Annotated in this window: 24 protein-coding genes; 17 read left to right on the top strand and 7 right to left on the bottom strand. The window is 36.3% G+C overall.

Translation table 11 applies throughout. The annotated features are described in order from the left end of the window. Positions 1–2 precede the first annotated feature (2 nt). The 4 genes from pdhB to ABH955_RS08810 all read left to right on the top strand — a co-directional run bounded on the left by pdhB (position 3) and on the right by ABH955_RS08810 (position 4221). Entirely contained in the window at positions 3–980 is a 978-nt protein-coding gene (pdhB, locus tag ABH955_RS08825) for a pyruvate dehydrogenase complex E1 component subunit beta (protein ID WP_000068162.1), read from the top strand. A gap of 93 nt (positions 981–1073) precedes the next feature. Then, positions 1074–2363 carry a pyruvate dehydrogenase complex dihydrolipoyllysine-residue acetyltransferase gene (gene pdhC, locus ABH955_RS08820; protein ID WP_113937181.1) on the top strand — a complete coding sequence of 430 codons (1290 nt, stop codon included), beginning with the start codon at positions 1074–1076 and terminating at the stop codon, positions 2361–2363. A gap of 5 nt (positions 2364–2368) precedes the next feature. Further along, the gene (gene lpdA, locus ABH955_RS08815; protein WP_242307863.1) at positions 2369–3781 is read left to right on the top strand and encodes a dihydrolipoyl dehydrogenase; all 1413 of its coding nucleotides are present in this window, start codon (positions 2369–2371) and stop codon (positions 3779–3781) included. A gap of 212 nt (positions 3782–3993) precedes the next feature. After that, positions 3994–4221, top strand: coding sequence for a hypothetical protein (locus ABH955_RS08810; protein WP_002088334.1), 228 nt, complete (start codon positions 3994–3996; stop codon positions 4219–4221). A 1-nt stretch (position 4222) separates the two neighbouring features. Here ABH955_RS08810 and ABH955_RS08805 read toward each other — a convergent pair whose 3' ends face one another. Beyond that, entirely contained in the window at positions 4223–4615 is a 393-nt protein-coding gene (locus ABH955_RS08805; RefSeq protein WP_002014853.1) for a DUF1885 family protein, read from the bottom strand. A 134-nt stretch (positions 4616–4749) separates the two neighbouring features. Between ABH955_RS08805 and ABH955_RS08800 the strand changes: the two genes are divergently transcribed. The 4 genes from ABH955_RS08800 to ABH955_RS08785 all read left to right on the top strand — a co-directional run bounded on the left by ABH955_RS08800 (position 4750) and on the right by ABH955_RS08785 (position 5732). Then, positions 4750–5046 carry a DUF3055 domain-containing protein gene (locus tag ABH955_RS08800; RefSeq protein WP_000462037.1) on the top strand — a complete coding sequence of 99 codons (297 nt, stop codon included), beginning with the start codon at positions 4750–4752 and terminating at the stop codon, positions 5044–5046. A 196-nt stretch (positions 5047–5242) separates the two neighbouring features. Next, positions 5243–5371 carry a GapA-binding peptide SR1P gene (locus tag ABH955_RS08795; protein ID WP_000536778.1) on the top strand — a complete coding sequence of 43 codons (129 nt, stop codon included), beginning with the start codon at positions 5243–5245 and terminating at the stop codon, positions 5369–5371. 59 nt (positions 5372–5430) lie between these two features. Further along, positions 5431–5559 carry a GapA-binding peptide SR1P gene (locus ABH955_RS08790; protein WP_404491041.1) on the top strand — a complete coding sequence of 43 codons (129 nt, stop codon included), beginning with the start codon at positions 5431–5433 and terminating at the stop codon, positions 5557–5559. Between the two features lie 44 nt (positions 5560–5603). Next, positions 5604–5732: a GapA-binding peptide SR1P gene (locus ABH955_RS08785; protein WP_000536785.1), complete on the top strand. Its 129-nt coding sequence runs from the start codon at positions 5604–5606 to the stop codon at positions 5730–5732. A gap of 37 nt (positions 5733–5769) precedes the next feature. On the opposite strand, the gene ABH955_RS08780 is transcribed toward ABH955_RS08785, so the two are convergent. Together ABH955_RS08780 and speA are read right to left on the bottom strand one after the other, a co-directional pair. After that, complete coding sequence (locus ABH955_RS08780; RefSeq protein WP_002066931.1) at positions 5770–6600, bottom strand: protein-glutamine gamma-glutamyltransferase; 831 nt, start codon at positions 6598–6600, stop codon at positions 5770–5772. Between the two features lie 618 nt (positions 6601–7218). Next, on the bottom strand, positions 7219–8691 hold the full coding sequence (speA, locus tag ABH955_RS08775) for an arginine decarboxylase (RefSeq protein ID WP_002128878.1): 1473 nt from the start codon (positions 8689–8691) through the stop codon (positions 7219–7221). A gap of 383 nt (positions 8692–9074) precedes the next feature. Here speA and ABH955_RS08770 point away from each other — a divergent pair, with 383 nt between their 5' ends. Further along, positions 9075–9344 carry a UPF0223 family protein gene (locus ABH955_RS08770; protein WP_002066915.1) on the top strand — a complete coding sequence of 90 codons (270 nt, stop codon included), beginning with the start codon at positions 9075–9077 and terminating at the stop codon, positions 9342–9344. Positions 9345–9424: 80 nt separating this feature from the next. Here the strand turns inward: ABH955_RS08770 and ABH955_RS08765 are convergent, their stop codons facing one another. Then, positions 9425–10051, bottom strand: a complete 627-nt coding sequence (locus ABH955_RS08765; RefSeq protein WP_002014864.1) for a YktB family protein — start codon at positions 10049–10051, stop codon at positions 9425–9427. 205 nt (positions 10052–10256) lie between these two features. On the opposite strand from ABH955_RS08765, the gene ABH955_RS08760 reads away from it, so the two are divergent. Next, entirely contained in the window at positions 10257–10445 is a 189-nt protein-coding gene (locus tag ABH955_RS08760) for a hypothetical protein (protein WP_002121995.1), read from the top strand. A gap of 88 nt (positions 10446–10533) precedes the next feature. After that, positions 10534–11325 (top strand): inositol monophosphatase family protein, encoded by a 792-nt coding sequence (locus ABH955_RS08755; RefSeq protein WP_002138115.1) that lies wholly within the window; start codon positions 10534–10536, stop codon positions 11323–11325. Between the two features lie 44 nt (positions 11326–11369). On the opposite strand, the gene ABH955_RS08750 is transcribed toward ABH955_RS08755, so the two are convergent. Then, positions 11370–11549, bottom strand: coding sequence for a DUF5325 family protein (locus ABH955_RS08750; protein WP_000400129.1), 180 nt, complete (start codon positions 11547–11549; stop codon positions 11370–11372). A 140-nt stretch (positions 11550–11689) separates the two neighbouring features. Between ABH955_RS08750 and typA the strand changes: the two genes are divergently transcribed. From typA to ABH955_RS08735, 3 genes are all read left to right on the top strand, one after another. Next, positions 11690–13534, top strand: a complete 1845-nt coding sequence (typA, locus tag ABH955_RS08745) for a translational GTPase TypA (protein ID WP_002066916.1) — start codon at positions 11690–11692, stop codon at positions 13532–13534. 160 nt (positions 13535–13694) lie between these two features. Continuing rightward, a complete protein-coding gene (locus ABH955_RS08740) occupies positions 13695–13997 on the top strand; it encodes a YlaH-like family protein (RefSeq protein ID WP_002014795.1) in 303 nt (100 codons plus the stop codon). A 17-nt stretch (positions 13998–14014) separates the two neighbouring features. Then, positions 14015–14290: a hypothetical protein gene (locus tag ABH955_RS08735; protein WP_002014793.1), complete on the top strand. Its 276-nt coding sequence runs from the start codon at positions 14015–14017 to the stop codon at positions 14288–14290. 35 nt (positions 14291–14325) lie between these two features. On the opposite strand, the gene ABH955_RS08730 is transcribed toward ABH955_RS08735, so the two are convergent. Then, positions 14326–14526, bottom strand: a complete 201-nt coding sequence (locus ABH955_RS08730; protein ID WP_002088318.1) for a YlaI family protein — start codon at positions 14524–14526, stop codon at positions 14326–14328. 145 nt (positions 14527–14671) lie between these two features. Here ABH955_RS08730 and ABH955_RS08725 point away from each other — a divergent pair, with 145 nt between their 5' ends. Both ABH955_RS08725 and ABH955_RS08720 read left to right on the top strand, forming a co-directional pair. After that, positions 14672–15127 carry a PNPOx family protein gene (locus ABH955_RS08725; RefSeq protein ID WP_002014791.1) on the top strand — a complete coding sequence of 152 codons (456 nt, stop codon included), beginning with the start codon at positions 14672–14674 and terminating at the stop codon, positions 15125–15127. Between the two features lie 246 nt (positions 15128–15373). After that, positions 15374–16702: a PhoH family protein gene (locus ABH955_RS08720; protein WP_002088317.1), complete on the top strand. Its 1329-nt coding sequence runs from the start codon at positions 15374–15376 to the stop codon at positions 16700–16702. A 49-nt stretch (positions 16703–16751) separates the two neighbouring features. Here ABH955_RS08720 and ABH955_RS08715 read toward each other — a convergent pair whose 3' ends face one another. Then, a complete protein-coding gene (locus ABH955_RS08715) occupies positions 16752–17249 on the bottom strand; it encodes a molybdopterin-binding protein (RefSeq protein WP_002088315.1) in 498 nt (165 codons plus the stop codon). A 150-nt stretch (positions 17250–17399) separates the two neighbouring features. Between ABH955_RS08715 and ABH955_RS08710 the strand changes: the two genes are divergently transcribed. Then, a complete protein-coding gene (locus tag ABH955_RS08710) occupies positions 17400–17687 on the top strand; it encodes an Fpa/YlaN family protein (protein ID WP_002088314.1) in 288 nt (95 codons plus the stop codon). Positions 17688–17720 lie beyond the last annotated feature (33 nt).

Here is a 17720-nt window from a genome sequence, read left to right as displayed (position 1 = left end):
CCATGGCTCAAATGACAATGATTCAAGCAATCACTGATGCTTTACGCGTTGAAATGAAAAATGATCCTAACGTACTTGTGTTTGGTGAAGACGTTGGTGTAAACGGCGGAGTATTCCGTGCTACTGAAGGTTTACAAGCTGAATTCGGTGAAGATCGTGTAATGGATACTCCACTTGCAGAGTCTGGTATTGGTGGACTTGCAGTTGGACTTGCACTTGAAGGCTTCCGTCCAGTTCCAGAAATCCAATTCTTCGGTTTCATTTATGAAGTAATGGATTCAGTTTCTGGTCAATTAGCTCGTATGCGTTACCGTTCTGGTGGACGTTGGACTGCTCCAGTAACAATTCGTTCTCCATTCGGTGGTGGTGTTCATACTCCTGAACTACATGCTGATAGCTTAGAAGGATTAGTGGCACAACAACCTGGTCTAAAAGTTGTTATTCCATCTACTCCATACGATGCAAAAGGTCTTTTAATCTCTGCGATTCGTGACAACGATCCAGTTATCTACTTAGAGCATATGAAATTGTACCGTTCATTCCGTCAAGATGTACCAGAAGGTGATTACACAATTGATTTAGGCAAAGCTGACATCAAACGTGAAGGTACAGATGTATCTGTTATCGCTTATGGTGCTATGGTTCATGCTGCATTAAAAGCTGCTGAAGAACTTGAAAAAGAAGGTATCTCTTTAGAGGTTGTGGACTTACGTACAGTTCAACCATTAGATATCGAAACAATCATCGCTTCTGTTGAAAAAACAGGCCGCGTAGTTGTAGTTCAAGAAGCTCAAAAACAAGCTGGTATTGCAGCTAACGTTGTAGCGGAAATTAACGACCGTGCAATCTTAAACTTAGAAGCTCCAGTTGTACGTGTTGCAGCTGCTGATACAGTATTCCCATTCTCTCAAGCTGAGAGCGTATGGTTACCAAACCATAAAGATATTGTTGAAGCTGTTAACAAAGTAATGAACTTCTAATTTTTAGTTTTTCATGTGCAAAAGAAATCAGCACATGCTGGTTTCTTTTGTACATATTCCATAATAATGAAATGAATCAGGGGGCTGAATTCCGTGGCATTTGAATTTAAACTACCAGATATCGGTGAAGGTATCCACGAAGGTGAAATCGTAAAATGGTTTATTAAACCAGGCGATGAAGTAAATGAAGACGATGTACTTCTTGAAGTACAAAATGATAAAGCAGTAGTAGAAATCCCTTCTCCTGTTAAAGGTAAAGTACTTGAAGTACTTGTAGAAGAAGGAACAGTTGCAATTGTAGGAGATACATTAATTAAATTTGATGCTCCTGGATACGAAAACCTTAAATTTAAAGGTGACGATCATGATGAAGCTCCAAAAGCTGAAGAAGCAGCAGTAGAAGCTCCAGCAGCGGAAACTACTCCAGCAGCAACTGCAGAAGTAGTAAATGAGCGTGTAATCGCTATGCCATCTGTTCGTAAATATGCTCGTGAAAAAGGTGTAGATATTCATAAAGTAGCTGGTTCTGGTAAGAACGGCCGTGTTGTGAAAACTGACATCGAGGCATTTGCAAATGGTGGACAAACTGTAGCAGCAACTGAGGCTCCAGCAGCAGTAGAAGCTACTCCAGCAGCAGCGAAAGAAGAAGCACCAAAAGCACAACCAATCCCAGCTGGTGAATATCCAGAAACTCGTGAGAAAATGAGTGGTATCCGTAAAGCGATTGCGAAAGCAATGGTTAACTCTAAGCATACAGCTCCTCACGTAACATTAATGGATGAAGTAGATGTAACAGAACTTGTTGCTCACCGTAAGAAGTTCAAAGCTGTTGCAGCTGACAAAGGTATTAAATTAACTTACCTTCCGTACGTTGTAAAAGCTTTAACATCTGCATTACGTGAATTCCCAATGTTGAATACTGCTTTAGACGATGCTTCTCAAGAAATCGTTCATAAACATTACTTCAACATCGGTATCGCAGCTGATACAGACAAAGGTCTATTAGTACCAGTTGTTAAAGATACAGATCGTAAATCTATCTTTACTATCTCTAACGAGATCAATGAACTTGCTGGTAAAGCACGTGATGGTCGTTTAGCTCCAACTGAAATGAAAGGTGCTTCTTGCACAATTACAAACATTGGTTCTGCAGGTGGACAATGGTTCACTCCAGTTATCAATCACCCAGAAGTAGCAATCCTTGGTATCGGCCGTATCGCTGAGAAACCAGTTGTGAAAAACGGTGAAATCGTTGCAGCTCCAGTATTAGCATTATCTCTAAGCTTTGACCATCGTTTAATTGACGGCGCAACTGCTCAAAAAGCATTAAACCAAATTAAACGTCTATTGAATGACCCACAATTATTAGTAATGGAGGCGTAATAACAATGGTAGTAGGAGATTTCCCAATTGAATTAGATACAGTCGTTGTTGGTGCAGGTCCTGGTGGATACGTTGCGGCAATTCGTGCAGCACAATTAGGTCAAAAGGTAGCGATTATTGAAAAATCTAACCTTGGTGGCGTATGCTTAAACGTTGGATGTATTCCTTCAAAAGCGTTAATCAATGCAGGTCATCGTTATGAGAATGCAATGCATTCTGATGACATGGGTATCACTGCAGAGAACGTAAAAGTTGACTTTACAAAAGTTCAAGAATGGAAAAACGGCGTAGTTAAGAAATTAACTGGCGGTGTTGAAGGCCTTCTTAAAGGTAACAAAGTTGAAATCATTCGCGGTGAAGCTTACTTCGTAGATGCTAACACATTACGCGTAATGACTGAAGATGCAGCACAAACTTATACGTTTAAAAATGCTGTTCTTGCAACTGGTTCTACACCAATCGAAATTCCAGGATTCAAATACTCTAAACGTGTTATCAACTCTACAGGCGCTTTAAGCTTACCTGAAATTCCTAAAAAACTTGTTGTAATCGGCGGCGGTTACATCGGTATGGAATTAGGTACTGCATATGCTAACTTCGGTACAGAAGTTACTGTAGTAGAAGCTGGCGACGAAATCTTAGCTGGTTTCGAAAAAGCTATGAGCTCTGTTGTTAAACGTGCTCTACAGAAAAAAGGTAACGTAAATATCCATACAAAAGCTATGGCTAAAGGCGTTGAAGAAACAGAAACTGGCGTAAAAGTTAGCTTTGAAGTTAACGGTGAAATCCAAACTGTAGAAGCAGATTACGTATTAGTAACTGTAGGTCGTCGTCCAAACACTCAAGAAATCGGTCTTGAGCAAGTTGGAATTAAAATGACTGACCGTGGCATTATCGAAATTGATGAGCAATGCCGTACAAATATTTCAAACATCTATGCAATCGGTGATATCGTTCCTGGACCACCATTAGCTCACAAAGCTTCTTACGAAGGTAAAGTAGCTGTTGAAGTAATTAGTGGCCATGCATCAGCAATCGATTACATCGGAATTCCTGCAGTATGCTTCACTGATCCAGAATTAGCATCTGTTGGTTACACTAAGAAACAAGCTGAAGAAGCAGGAATGACAGTAGCTGTATCTAAGTTCCCATTCGCTGCAAATGGTCGTGCGTTATCATTAAACAGCACTGAGGGTTTCTTACAACTTGTAACGCGTAAAGAAGATGGTCTTCTTGTAGGTGCACAAGTTGCAGGTGCAGGTGCTTCTGATATTATCTCTGAGATTGGTTTAGCTATCGAAGCTGGAATGACAGCTGAAGATATCGCTCAAACAATCCATGCTCATCCAACATTAGGTGAGATCACAATGGAAGCAGCTGAAGTTGCTCTTGGAATGCCAATTCACATTGTAAAATAATTTAAGTAATGTAAATACCCCATCTCTTATTTAAAGAGATGGGGTATTTTTATTTTCATGAAATGACTTGCAAGGTCTTTATATGTACTTGTCGAATGAATATATAATACTTTAAATGAACCGTTAGCATATATGCCGTTATATAATATGTAATTGATTCAAACTTAATCCCATATATTAATAAAATAGAGCATGTCAAAGGAGAAGGTTCCATGAGAATATTACATGTTATATTTTATCATTTTCTATTATGGAGTGGTTTTTCCATTGTATTAACATTATCGAATGGTGATAAGTTTCATTATAAAGTAATTCTCTTTTTCGTATTTCTTTATTTGGCATATGTGATTGCATGTTTTGTATTACACGTAAGAAAGCAGGCGTTATTCCTTACGTGTTCAAATTGCATACTTTTTTTAATCATATTCTCTATTTTTTAAATTAACGTTTATAGAAATACATTGTTCTTCCATTAAATAGTTGTAACTCTCCTTCTAATTTCTTCGCTAGAAAACGGCTAAATTCATTTGCTTTTCCTTTATCACCAAATGTTGCTGTAGTAGGCAAAGAAACCTGAATAAAAGATTGTTCCTTTTCTATTCCAATCCCAACATAAATAGAATCATATCGATCGTGACTCGATTGGAGTTTTAATGTTGTTGCTGATGTATCTAATATTTCATAAGGAAAAGCTGTATTTGTATAAGCATAATTAATTTGATCACCAGTCTTGGAAGTAACGGTTTTATAGTTATGAAAAAGGTGTTTAACATCTTCTATTGAAACAGATTGTTGATTGGATTTAGGTACAAGTGTGATAAAGGCGTGTTGCATACAAATTCCCCCTTAACTTAGTAGAATAATATCATTCTACATCCTACTGAATTTTTTGACAATTAAAAGGAGTATTACTTTTTTTGTTTAATATATTAATGAGTAGGAAGTGTTATTTAGAAAGGTGGAAACTCATGTTTGAAAAATTGTATGATGAGCATGAAAGTGTGAAGGTACGATTTTTAGGATTTATGACGCATGATACACGTTATGATTTTGGAGTTATTTATACAAATATGTTTTTTGGAAAGCCACTTATTGTTTGTATGCAAACAGGGAGATCTACTTTGCTTGGGAGAGATGATGTAGAAAATGTTCCATATATACAGGAAACTTTTAAGTTAGGATCGGAAGAGGAGGCGGAGGAGTTAGCTCAGTTTTTTAAATTTCTTGTTCCGTCTACTTCTTTGCATGCGGAGTATGAAGAATAATTAACAAGAAACAGTCGTACGTATGAGATATGGCTGTTTTTTTTGTGTTAATATCGCATACTAATTTAATTTTAAAATATTTAATGTGTTATACTAAAAACCTATTGACGTAAAAAGTATAACATATTAAAATAAAGACAGAAAGTTAAGCGGTTACAAAAGTTTTTGGGATTATAAACTTAGGGGGAAATGAAAAATGGGAACAATCGTATGTCAAGATTGTGAAGGTACAATTGCACACTTCGAGGATGAGAAAGTAACGGTACTTTACGGGAAATGTGGATCTTGCGGATGTGATCACACAGAACATACAAAAGCCCAATAATTAATAGGAAATTGACAGCTAAAAGTTTTTAGGACCATAAACTTAGGGGGAAATGAAAAATGGAAACAATCGTATGTCAAGTTTGCGAAGGAACAATCGGACATTTTGAGGATGAGAAAACGACAGTACTTTATGGAAAATGTGGTTCCAATTGTGACTGTGCTAGTAGAGACAATGCGAAAGCTTAATCATATATAAGTAGATTATTCTTAAAAATCAGGGGGAAATGAAGATGGGAACAATCGTATGCCAAGTTTGTGAAGGAACAATCGCACATTTTGAAGATGAAAAATCAACAGTACTTTATGGGAAATGTGGATCTCATTGCGAATGTGACCATAAAGAACATACAAAAGCTTAATAATTAAGAAAAAACGCCTACACATGTAGGCGTTTTTTTAATAGATTGTAGTTGTATGTCCGACTGTTGCAACAATTGCATCATCTCTAATAGGAATAAATCCTATTGATGTTTGTGGCGTGTTAGGAGGGGCATATTGGCTCATCATACGGCTATCAATACGAGTAATAAAATCGGTTAAATAAGCTGAAATAAAAGCATAAGGAATCCTTCGTTCATTTAATGAATAAATAATTTCCTCTTTCGTTTTTACGCCTACGCCATGTCCGTAAAAAAAGAAGTTTCCTAGATAGATTGTATTTTCTCCTTGCCACTCAATCGTAGCTGGATTAACTTGTGGGTTTTTAAAGTAAACGAGGTCACCTGGAACGATATCGCCACTCGTTTTTGTTATGAGCTTTAAGTCGCGATCGTAGTCCCATGTATAAAGTAAGAGGTTTGCGAATAGACGGTTGAAAGTTTTTTCCTCATATAATGATAGTAATGCTTTGTAAAAAATGATAATCATTGCGGTGGCACATTCAGTTCCATATAGTTTTCCGTTTTTAAAAATATCTTGGATGGCAATAGAAGGGGCTATGTTTGGGAGTAGTTGAAATCCGCCAAGTGATGTTCTTTCCCAAAACTGAGGGTTGCAAAAAGATTGTTGAAACGTACGAAACTGAAATCCACTTTGAAAAAGTTCTAGCGCGGAAGTAATAATATTAACTCGTAAATTAAGATCAAAGCTGAGTTCATCGGCTGTTCGGAAGGAATAAACTTCTTGATTTCCCGCCATTATGGATAAAATCTGTTGTTTTTCAGCTGCAAATGGCTCATATTCATTTGTGATATAAGGGTGTACAATAGAACGGCCTATCACAATCATAATGGTATCCCCACCTATACGTTACAGATTTCGCGATACGGGAAAGCCTATATTGGACTTTAGACATAGGATGAAAGTATCGCTTTTTCATAGAAAAACATTTATCCCGCTATTTGCGGGCAGTAAGAATTCCACCTCAAAATTCGGCTGGAGCCCTGCTGCCCGTAAACGCCCGATTGGTGAAGGCTAATAATCAGTGGGGATGAACAAAACCCCACTGATTAAAGTTTCACTTTATATTTTGGTAGACTTTAACTACAGACAAGTACAAGTCTTTAAAACGCCAATGTGTTCTTTGAATAAAGATAGCATAGGGAGTTCGATAACCGAATTCAAGCTATCGGTAAAATGATATGTGTCGTCAAGAACAAGACGCTAAAACACCTGAACACGAATCTGTACGGTATGGTATAGTACCGTAGCTCACGAACCTATACGATCTGTTGTGAGAGTGGTGATGGCACACCGCAATCTTGCACGTCAGCAATACCAGAAATGGATTTCGCCTTAGGTAGCAAGAATCCCACTGATGTTAGTCAGCTTGCCCCATTAGGGTGGGAATGTCAAATTCTTTAGTATCGTATGAAAAAAAGAGAAAAAAGGTGAAAGAAAAGCCTATCAACTGATAGGCTTGTACTCTTTAATAACACGTAATGTTTGTAATGTCATATCTTCAGGACCTTGTACAGGTAACCCAGCTTCTAAATTTTTAAGAATATACTCTAAGTTATCTTGTGTAATAATTTCCCCCGGAGTAAAGATTGGAATCCCTGGCGGATAAACCATAACAAAATCAGCTATAATACGACCTGCTGCGTTTTCAAATGGAATGACTTCTGTTTCTGAATAAAAAGCATCTCTAGGAGAAAGTGCTAGCACAGGTATTTCAGGTATTTCTACTTGTACTTGAACACCTTTGTCTGCTCTATTTCTATATGTTGCTGCTAAATCTTGTAAGGCTGTAATAAGTGTATCTGTTTCACTTTCTGTATCTCCAAATGTGATAAGACAAAGTATGTTATATAAATCAGAGAGTTCTACTTCAATGTTGTAATGTTCTCTAAGCCATACTTCAGCCTGATGGCCTGTAATACCTAAATCTTTTACAGATACAATTATCTTTGTAGGATCATAGTTAAAAGTAGCATCTGTTCCTAGCATTTCTTTTCCGGGACAATAAAGATGCTCAATAGCATTAATAGCATCACGAACATGCTCAGCTAATTGTATTGTTTGTTCTATGAGAGCTGTTCCTTCTGTAGCAAGACGTTTTCTAGCAACATCAAGGGATGCTAACAAAATGTAAGAAGTTGATGTAGTCGTAAGCATGCTAATAATGGATTGGACATGCTTTACGTTCACAAGACCTTCTTTTACATTAAGAATAGAGCTTTGGGTTAAAGACCCACCTAATTTGTGAACACTTGTTGCTGCCATATCTGCACCTGCTTGCATAGCTGATATTGGTAGTTCATCATGAAAATGGATATGAACACCGTGAGCCTCATCAACAAGTACAGGAATATCGTAAGAATGAGCTAATTCTACAATCTGCTCTAAATCTGCAGCAAACCCAAAATATGTTGGATTTATAACAAGTAAGCCTTTCGCATCTGAGTGCTCTTCAAGAGCCTTTTTGACAGATTGAATTGTGATCCCATGTGAAATACCGAGCTTCGGATCAATCTCAGGATGCATGAAAATTGGTTTTGCACCTGAGAAAATAATAGCTGACATTACAGATTTATGCACATTCCGTGGCACGAGGATTTTATCCCCAGGACCGCACACGCTCATCACCATTGTCATAATTGCACCACTTGTACCTTGAATAGAAAAGAACGTATGATCTGCACCGAAAGCAGCGGCTGCTAAATCCTGTGCTTCTTTAATCATACCTTTTGGATGATGTAAATCATCGAGCGGCGCAATATTAATTAAATCAATTGCTAATGCATTATGCCCAATAAATTCGCGAAATGTAGGATCCATGCCCTGTCCTTTTTTATGACCAGGAATATGGAATTGAACTGGATTTCGCTTACTGTGCTCAACTAAAGCGGTAAACAATGGTGTTTCGTATTGGGACAATCTATACACCCCTTCTTCTTCGTAATATTTATTAGAGTTTGTTTTATATGATTTCATCTCATTCTAAAAGGAAATTAAGATGACAAACTTTTAGAACTTGACTTGTTTTTCTGCCATTCGCAAAAGCCTTTTTTGGGATGGTAGTCTCACTTTATTCTCTATAAAACAAAAGCATTATATCACCAATAATTATAGATGTATAGAAAAATCGCATTTTCAAGGTGAGTATGTTTAATAGTTATATTTTAAATACTGCAAAGAGGAAGACAATTCCATTGAAATGGATAAATGGTGTATAATGCAGAGTGGCTATAGTGAAGAATAAAAGGTTGTCTTAAAGGTAGCATAATGGAAAAAGAAAGAATACTGAATGAGGTGCAAAAATGGAATATCAATATCCACTTGATTACAATTGGTCAAATGAAGAAATGGTAGCAGTTGTAAAGTTTTATGAAGCGATTGAAAAGGTATATGAAAAAGGAGTTTTGAGAGAAGATTTGATGGAATTATATCGTCGTTTTAAAGAGATTGTGCCATCGAAGGCAGCGGAGAAAAAAATTGATAAAGAATTTCAAGAAGTAAGTGGATATTCTATATATCGTACGATTCAAAAAGCAAAGGAAGTAGCAGAAAAAAAGATTGTTAAAATGTAAAAATATTTTGAAAAATAAAATATGAAGTGCTATAATGTGATAACAACTAAAAACGGACAATATAAATTGTCCGTTTTCTACTATCGATTACAAAGTGCATATAAAGGAAGGAGTGGTTGCATCGTAGATTCAATCTTAGCAAGGAATTGTTCGTTGGTCATTGCTGAAAACTCCTCTGGTGATATATGAATACCGACTAATAACTCTGCTTTTTTCACAGTAGCTAAACGTTCAATCATCTTTTGTAAGTCTTCCGTTTCAAGCGTTTTATGTAGTTTTACACCTGGTTTAGTATGGTCAATGGACCAAACGAAGTCATTTGGAATATTTGTTTTTAAATCATTTAAATGTTCTAAGAAGGCGTGAGCCGTCTCCACTTTTTGTGGACACTCATAGATTAAACCAAAGTATATGAAGGCGTGAGTACCCCATAAACCAATTTGAAAGTGTGGTAACATTTTATATCCACGTTTATTTGTTGAAAAAGCAACCCAAGTATCGTTTGGTGGATTGACTTTGCGGCGTGCATGTTTTGCTACATGGTAGAAAAAGTTTTCATCAGTTTGTTGTGATAAATATTCTGCAAATTGTTCCCCTAAAGCTTCTAGCTTAGGATGAATATTCGTTTTAATTGCGCTCATTCGTTCTTCAAGACCATCAACAGTAAAGACTTCAAAATCAGTTGATGTGAATGTTTGTAGTGTCATGATTGTTCCTCCAACTCCTATTTTGTTTTAATTTTAGCATAGCTTGTACTATTCATAAAAAAAACATCACAAAAAAATTTAAATAAAAAAATATAATTTTGTTGCATAGATGATTTATCCAACATAGTATAGTATAAAACAAAAAATCAGAAAATTGAATCAATTCTAGTCCGAGGGCAGACGAATATTGGGAGGAGGCAAAAAAATGAGACAGGTGATTAATGCGTTAAAGAGAACAGATGCTGAAAAGAGAATTCCGGTGCTACGTTTGGAGCTAGATTATGAATTAGCAACTTTATATGATGCGATGATGGATAACGACAAACAGAAAAAAGAAGAGTGCGTACAAAAATTAGAAGTGTTAAGACTTGAAATGATCCGTTTAGAAGCGTAATAATAGTATATGTATAAATAATTAGTTGGTGCGAACCTTATAAAGGGTTCGTTTTTTCTGTGAACAGTATAGATCGGAGTGTTTAAACATGCAAGAAGTATGGAAAGACATCGATACACACGCGAAACAGTGGATTCGAGAAGCTGGAGAACATTTAATGGCGTCACTGAAAAAAACACTTATTATAGAAACAAAGTCAAATGCAGCTGATCTAGTAACAAATATGGATCGAGAAACGGAGCAGTTTTTAATTGGGAAAATTAAAGAAACATTCCCACATCATAATATTTTAGGAGAAGAAGGCTACGGAGATGAGATTACCTCTTCTAATGGGGTTGTTTGGTTAATTGATCCAATTGACGGCACGATGAACTTTGTTCATCAAAAAAGAAATTTCGCAATCTCAATCGGGATTTATGAGAACGGTATCGGAAAGATTGGTCTTATTTATGATCCAGTTCATGACGAACTATATCATGCGGTAAAGGGAGAAGGGGCTTTTTGCAATGATTTAGCTATTCCCATGTTGGAAAAAGGAACGGTAGAGCATGGAGTTATAGCTTTGAATGCGATATGGCTTACTGATAATCCATTGCTTAATATGGAAAAAATGATGATGCTCGTTAAGAAGGCGAGAGGTACGAGGTCATATGGTTGTGCAGCGTTAGAAATGGTATATGTTGCAACCGGAAGATTAGATGCATATGTGACACCGCGCTTATCACCATGGGACTTTGGCGGGGGACAGATTATTGTAGAAGAAGTTGGCGGTAAAGTGACAACGTTCTTGGGAACGCCTCTTTCTATTGTAGAGAAAAGCAGTGTGTTAGTTGCAAAACCAGGAGTATACGAAGAATTATTACCATTTGTATCGCAATAATGAAAAAAAGTAAGAGGCATAAAGAAGCTTCTTACTTTTTAATGTTATTGCGATTTACGCATTTTTCTTTTTGTTACAAAACCGTATCCAACTGTAACAAATGTGCCGATAATGCAAATAATAATGCCGATGGGACTATTTTCAGCAACCATAATTCCGATACCAATTAAGAAGATAACACCGATAATTGCTGTTAATAAAAAGCGATATTGAATGTGTTCCATTTCTTCACCCTCCAATCTTATTTTACTTTCACAAAAGTAAGAATACAACTATATTTTCATTCTTGATTTTATTTTGATTGCCATTGTATCCCCTTCGCTCTTATAATAGAGAAGGATTAAAAAGACATTAGGAGTTGGACATGTTGAAAAAACGACAAGATTTACGAAATATAGCAATTATTGCCCACGTTGACCATGGTAAAACAACACTTGTTGACCAGTTATTACGTCAAGCGGGGACGTTCCGTGCGAATGAACATATTGAAGAACGCGCAATGGACTCAAATGATCTAGAAAGAGAACGTGGTATTACAATTTTAGCGAAGAATACTGCGATTCACTATGAAGATAAAAGAATTAACATTTTAGATACACCTGGTCACGCTGACTTTGGTGGAGAAGTAGAACGTATCATGAAAATGGTTGATGGTGTTCTACTTGTTGTTGATGCATATGAAGGCTGTATGCCACAAACACGATTTGTTTTAAAGAAAGCTCTTGAGCAAAACTTAACTCCAATCGTTGTTGTAAACAAAATTGACCGTGACTTCGCTCGCCCTGATGAAGTAGTTGATGAAGTAGTCGACTTATTCATCGAACTTGGTGCAAACGAAGATCAATTAGAGTTCCCAGTTGTATTTGCATCAGCAATGAACGGAACAGCAAGCTTAGATTCAAATCCAGCAAATCAAGAAGAGAATATGAAATCATTGTTTGACACAATTATTGAACATATTCCAGCACCAATTGATAACAGCGAAGAGCCACTTCAATTCCAAGTAGCACTTCTTGATTACAATGACTATGTTGGTCGTATCGGGGTTGGACGCATATTCCGTGGTACAATGAAAGTAGGACAACAAGTTGCATTAATGAAAGTTGACGGAAGTGTAAAACAATTCCGTGTAACTAAATTATTTGGTTACATTGGATTAAAACGTCAAGAAATTGAAGAAGCAAAAGCTGGAGATTTAGTAGCTGTTTCAGGTATGGAAGACATTAACGTAGGTGAAACGGTATGTCCGGTTGAGCATGAAGAGGCTTTACCATTATTACGTATTGATGAGCCAACACTACAAATGACATTCCTTGTAAATAATAGCCCGTTTGCAGGTCGTGAAGGTAAATTCATTACTTCTCGTAAAATTGAAGAGCGTCTTCGTTCACAATTAGAGACAGATGTAAGTTTACGTGTAGATAATACAGATTCTCCTGATGCATGGATCGTATCTGGACGCGGAGAGTTACATTTATCTATCTTAATTGAAAACATGCGTCGTGAAGGTTATGAACTACAAGTATCTAAGCCAGAAGTAATTATTAAAGATGTTGATGGCGTAAGAAGCGAGCCTGTAGAGCGCGTACAAATCGATGTGCCTGAAGAATACACTGGTTCTATTATGGAATCAATGGGCGCACGTAAAGGTGAAATGTTAGATATGGTGAATAACGGAAATGGTCAAGTTCGCCTTACTTTCATGGTTCCGGCACGTGGTTTAATTGGTTACACAACAGAATTCCTAACATTAACTCGTGGTTACGGTATTTTAAACCATACATTTGATTGCTACCAACCAGTACATGCTGGACAAGTGGGTGGACGTCGCCAAGGTGTTCTAGTTTCACTTGACACAGGAAAAGCATCACAATATGGTATTATGCAAGTTGAAGATCGCGGTGTAATCTTCGTTGAACCAGGTACAGAAGTATATGCTGGTATGATCGTTGGAGAACATACACGTGAGAATGATTTAACAGTTAACGTTGTAAAAATGAAACAACAAACTAACATTCGTTCTGCGACGAAAGATCAAACTTCATCAATGAAAAAACCACGCTTAATGACTTTAGAAGAGTCATTAGAGTACTTAAACGATGATGAGTTCTGTGAAGTAACTCCAGAATCAATTCGTCTACGTAAAAAGATTCTTGATAAGAGTGAGCGCGAAAGAGCTGCTAAGAAAAAGAAATCTGTTGAAGCATAAAATAATAGAACAGCTACCTTTTATAAAGGTAGCTGTTTTTTTGTTTTTTGTTTATTTTTTTAGAATATTTACTCTTTTTTGTGGACAGTATTTTTTTTGCGAGTTACTCTTGTATTAAGTACATAAAGAGAATTTGTTTCATGAGAAGGGGTGAAAGATAGTGTTAGAAAGAATGTCATTTTTCGCGAAACTTTGTAAAGTTGATGAAAATCCAGAGTTAGGGATGTGGTTGCTTTATGGAACAATAATTTTATTAAGTGCACTTGTATATAATTTAGGATTTGCAAGGAAGCTATCGGTACTAAAAAATATAGTGATATATATTTCTTTAGCAATTGGATGCACGGTATTAACTTTTTTTGCAGTTTTTTTACCCGTTGGAGAGGGGCTCGTTGTAGCGGCAATTGTACTTGGAATTTATAGACTGCGTTTACGTCAAGCTAAACAACAAAAAACAGGGTGAAAAAAGGAGGGGCTTTCATGCGCTCAGTACAAGATGCATTATATAATTGGTTAACAATTAAAACGGTTGCGGAAGCACGTCCAGATGATAGAGCTGCACAAGAAACGTATGTATTATTTCAAAATATGATATATGAAGAGCATAAATTACGAAATGTAGAAGTTGAAAAGAACGAGGAAATGTATTTGATTACATATGAAATTGATGGAGAAATAAGGTGTGCAAGATTTCCGGTAGAAGCCATTGATTGTTTTTTGGATCAGATGAATCGTGAACCAGAAAAATACAAATAAGTCCTTATCTATATGATTAAGGACTTATTTCCGGTTTACCAATCGTCTTCTACTTTTTTATCACGATATAATCGGAAATTACCACTCGCATGGCGTTCCGTAGTACGCTCTGCAATTCGTTCCGTACATTCCATGCACATATATGTATGAATAGGGCGATTACGCAGTTTTTTTGCCATAGGATTTTCGTCATCTAACATATCTTTTTTATCACAAATCATACATTTGACTCTCATTTCGTCACCTCAATACGAATTCTATCAGTATAAGTATATCATGGAAGTATAATGTTTTTGAATAATAGCGGGAAAAAATAATATTTTCGCAATTCGAAAAATAGGTTATGATAAGGATATATAAATAATATTTGGAGGTGGAAATATGGCGAATGTAGTTGAGCCTACATTGACAGGTGATTTAGTACAATCTTTGCGTAAAGAGTGTATCGTTATGATAGCAACAACAGATTTCGAAAAACAAATTCCTAACGTAAGTGCTATTTCTTGGGTATATGCAGTGAGTGAAACTAGTATTCGATTTGCGGTAGATCAACGCTCACGTATTGTGGGGAATATACGGCATAGTGCAGGGGTTGTATTGACTATAATGGCGAATGAATCCGTATTTTCCATAAGTGGTGAAAGTGAAATTTTAACAGATAGAATGGAAGGGATTCCTCTAAAATTAACGGTAGTAGAAGTGAATGTACAAGAAGTTCGTGATGTTATGTTTTATGGTGCGAAACTTGCTACTGAACCAACATATGAAAAAACATATGATCTTCGAGCTGCTAAAAAGCTTGATAACCAAGTATTAGTAGGAATGAAAGAATTATAAAGAAGATGAATAGGAACATCGTTCATAAACTTTTACAAGTGAGTATTGTGATTTAATGTGAAAAATTATAATAAAAAGTAATATATTGAATAGAAATGAATAAAAAATAAAGAAAAGGTTTAATTTCTATGAATTTCGATTCTACCTCGTTTTTACGGTACATATAATTATAACAATGGTTCGTCCATATTTTATGGATGAAACCCTTGTTCTACAAATTTAAAAGTGGAGTCAGGGGGTAACAGGTTGGATAAAATTTATGTGTTAGATACGAATGTACTTTTGCAGGATCCTTTATCTATTTTTTCATTTGCAACAAATGAAGTAGTGATTCCAGCAGTTGTATTAGAAGAGGTTGATTCGAAAAAACGTTATATGGATGAAGTAGGACGAAATGCTCGCTATGTATCTAAGTTAATCGACAAATTTCGCGAAATAGGAAAGCTGCATGAAAGTATTCCGTTAGAAAACGGCGGTACATTTCGTATTGAATTAAATCATCGCTCATTTGTTCAACTGCAAGATATTTTTGTAGAAAAAACAAATGATAATCGAATTTTAGCGGTAGCGAAAAACCTCTCTTTAGAAGAACAAGAAAAAGAGGACGGGAAATCAGTTATTTTAGTAAGTAAAGATGTACTCGTAAGGGTAAAAGCTGATGCAATCGGATTACAGGCCGAAGATTATTTAAGTGACCGAGTAATCGAAGTGGAAAATATATATTCAGGATTTTTAGAAGGGTATATATCAAAAGAACAGTTAGATTATTTTTATGAAAAAGGTGAACTACCTTTATCTGAAATCGCAAATCATCCTTTTTATCCAAATCAGTTTGTTGTAATGAAAGATGCACTAGGGGGTTCTAGTTCTGCACTTGGGATTGTGGATCATTTAGGTAAGAAGGTAAAAAAACTTATTTTTCACAATGAACAAGTGTGGGGGATACGCCCACGAAACGTGCAGCAAATTATGGGATTAGAATTGCTACTTCGGGAAGATATTCCACTTGTAACGTTAACAGGAAAAGCAGGTACAGGAAAAACGTTACTTGCATTAGCTTCGGGACTAATGCAAACGGAAGATTTAGGTTTATATAAAAAACTACTTGTAGCGAGACCAATTGTACCGGTAGGAAAAGATATAGGTTATTTACCAGGAGAGAAAGAGGAAAAATTAAGACCGTGGATGCAGCCGATTTTTGATAATCTAGAGTATTTATTCAACACGAAAAAGCCTGGGGAGCTAGATGCTATTTTAGCTGGGATGGGTTCGATTGAAGTAGAAGCGCTTACCTATATACGCGGGAGAAGTATTCCAGACCAGTTCATTATAATTGACGAGGCACAAAATTTAACGAAGCATGAAGTGAAGACGATATTAACAAGGGTAGGCGAAAAAAGTAAGATTGTATTAATGGGGGATCCTCAGCAAATTGATCATCCGTATTTAGATGAATATAATAACGGTTTAACATATGTCGTAGAGAAGTTTAAAGAACAACGTATTAGTGGTCATGTAAAGTTTGTTAAAGGAGAGCGTTCTAATTTAGCACAACTAGCAGCGGATTTATTATAAAAAGGAGTGAGCTTAAGCTCACTCCTTTTTTGCCTTTTAATTATACAATTTAAATGATTGTAAATTTACGGATGTTACGAATCGGATTTTGTCTATTAGATCCATCATGGAAATATAGATGAACAGGCCCGTCTTCTCGTAATGGTTTACCTTCTTTTGAAAAACCGAGAATAGCTTTATGGGCTGTTTCTAACGGAAGTGTAATTGTATTGTCTGTGGTTTCAATTTCGACATGAGTAGCATCTTCTAAAATTTCAGCATTTTTTAGAAATGGATGAAGTGGTATGCCAAATGTCCCGTTAATAAGCTGTTCTTTTTTATATTTCTTTACACTTTGTTGTATTGGCGGGAAGGCAGCACCATCACGGATTTCGCGATCCCAATGCTCTGAAGTATGTTTTAAGTATGTTTCTAATTCGGATGAGTCTTCTCTAGTTTCATCAAAGTAAGTTGTCAAATCTATTTTTCGATCATCGAAAATCCATACAGTTGGATCGATAGTGATTGGAAAACGAACTTTTCCATTAATAAATAAAATTTCGCTCATTGTTGTTCCCCCATTTGTGTTATACTCCCACTTTTCAGTATAATAGTATTAGGCACTGTTGTCACAAAAAATGTTTCTATTGCAATTTATTAAAACTATCGCTAATATTAATAGATATGAGAGAGTAGGACGGAAACGGAGGGAATCAATTTGGCGTCTGAGACAGTATCAAATCATCAGGAAAAGGCACTAGCCCTTCTACAAGCGGATGCAGAGAAGATTTTAAGACTTATTAAGGTACAAATGGACAATCTTACAATGCCGCAATGTCCATTATATGAAGAAGTTTTAGACACACAAATGTTTGGACTATCCCGCGAGGTCGATTTTGCGGTTCGCCTTGGTCTTATTGGAGAAGAACAAGGGAAAGCAATGTTAGGAGAGCTCGAACGTGAGTTGTCTGCACTTCATGAAGCATTTACAAACAAACAACAATAACGGGTTCAAATAAGGGGGCTCAAACTGAAATAG

This window comes from Bacillus sp. RC240, from assembly GCF_044907945.1.
In the GTDB taxonomy this organism is placed as follows: Bacteria; Bacillota; Bacilli; order Bacillales; family Bacillaceae_G; genus Bacillus_A; species Bacillus_A mycoides.
The sequence above is the reverse complement of the archived record's forward strand: the minus strand, read 5'-3'. Positions and strand labels throughout refer to the sequence as shown.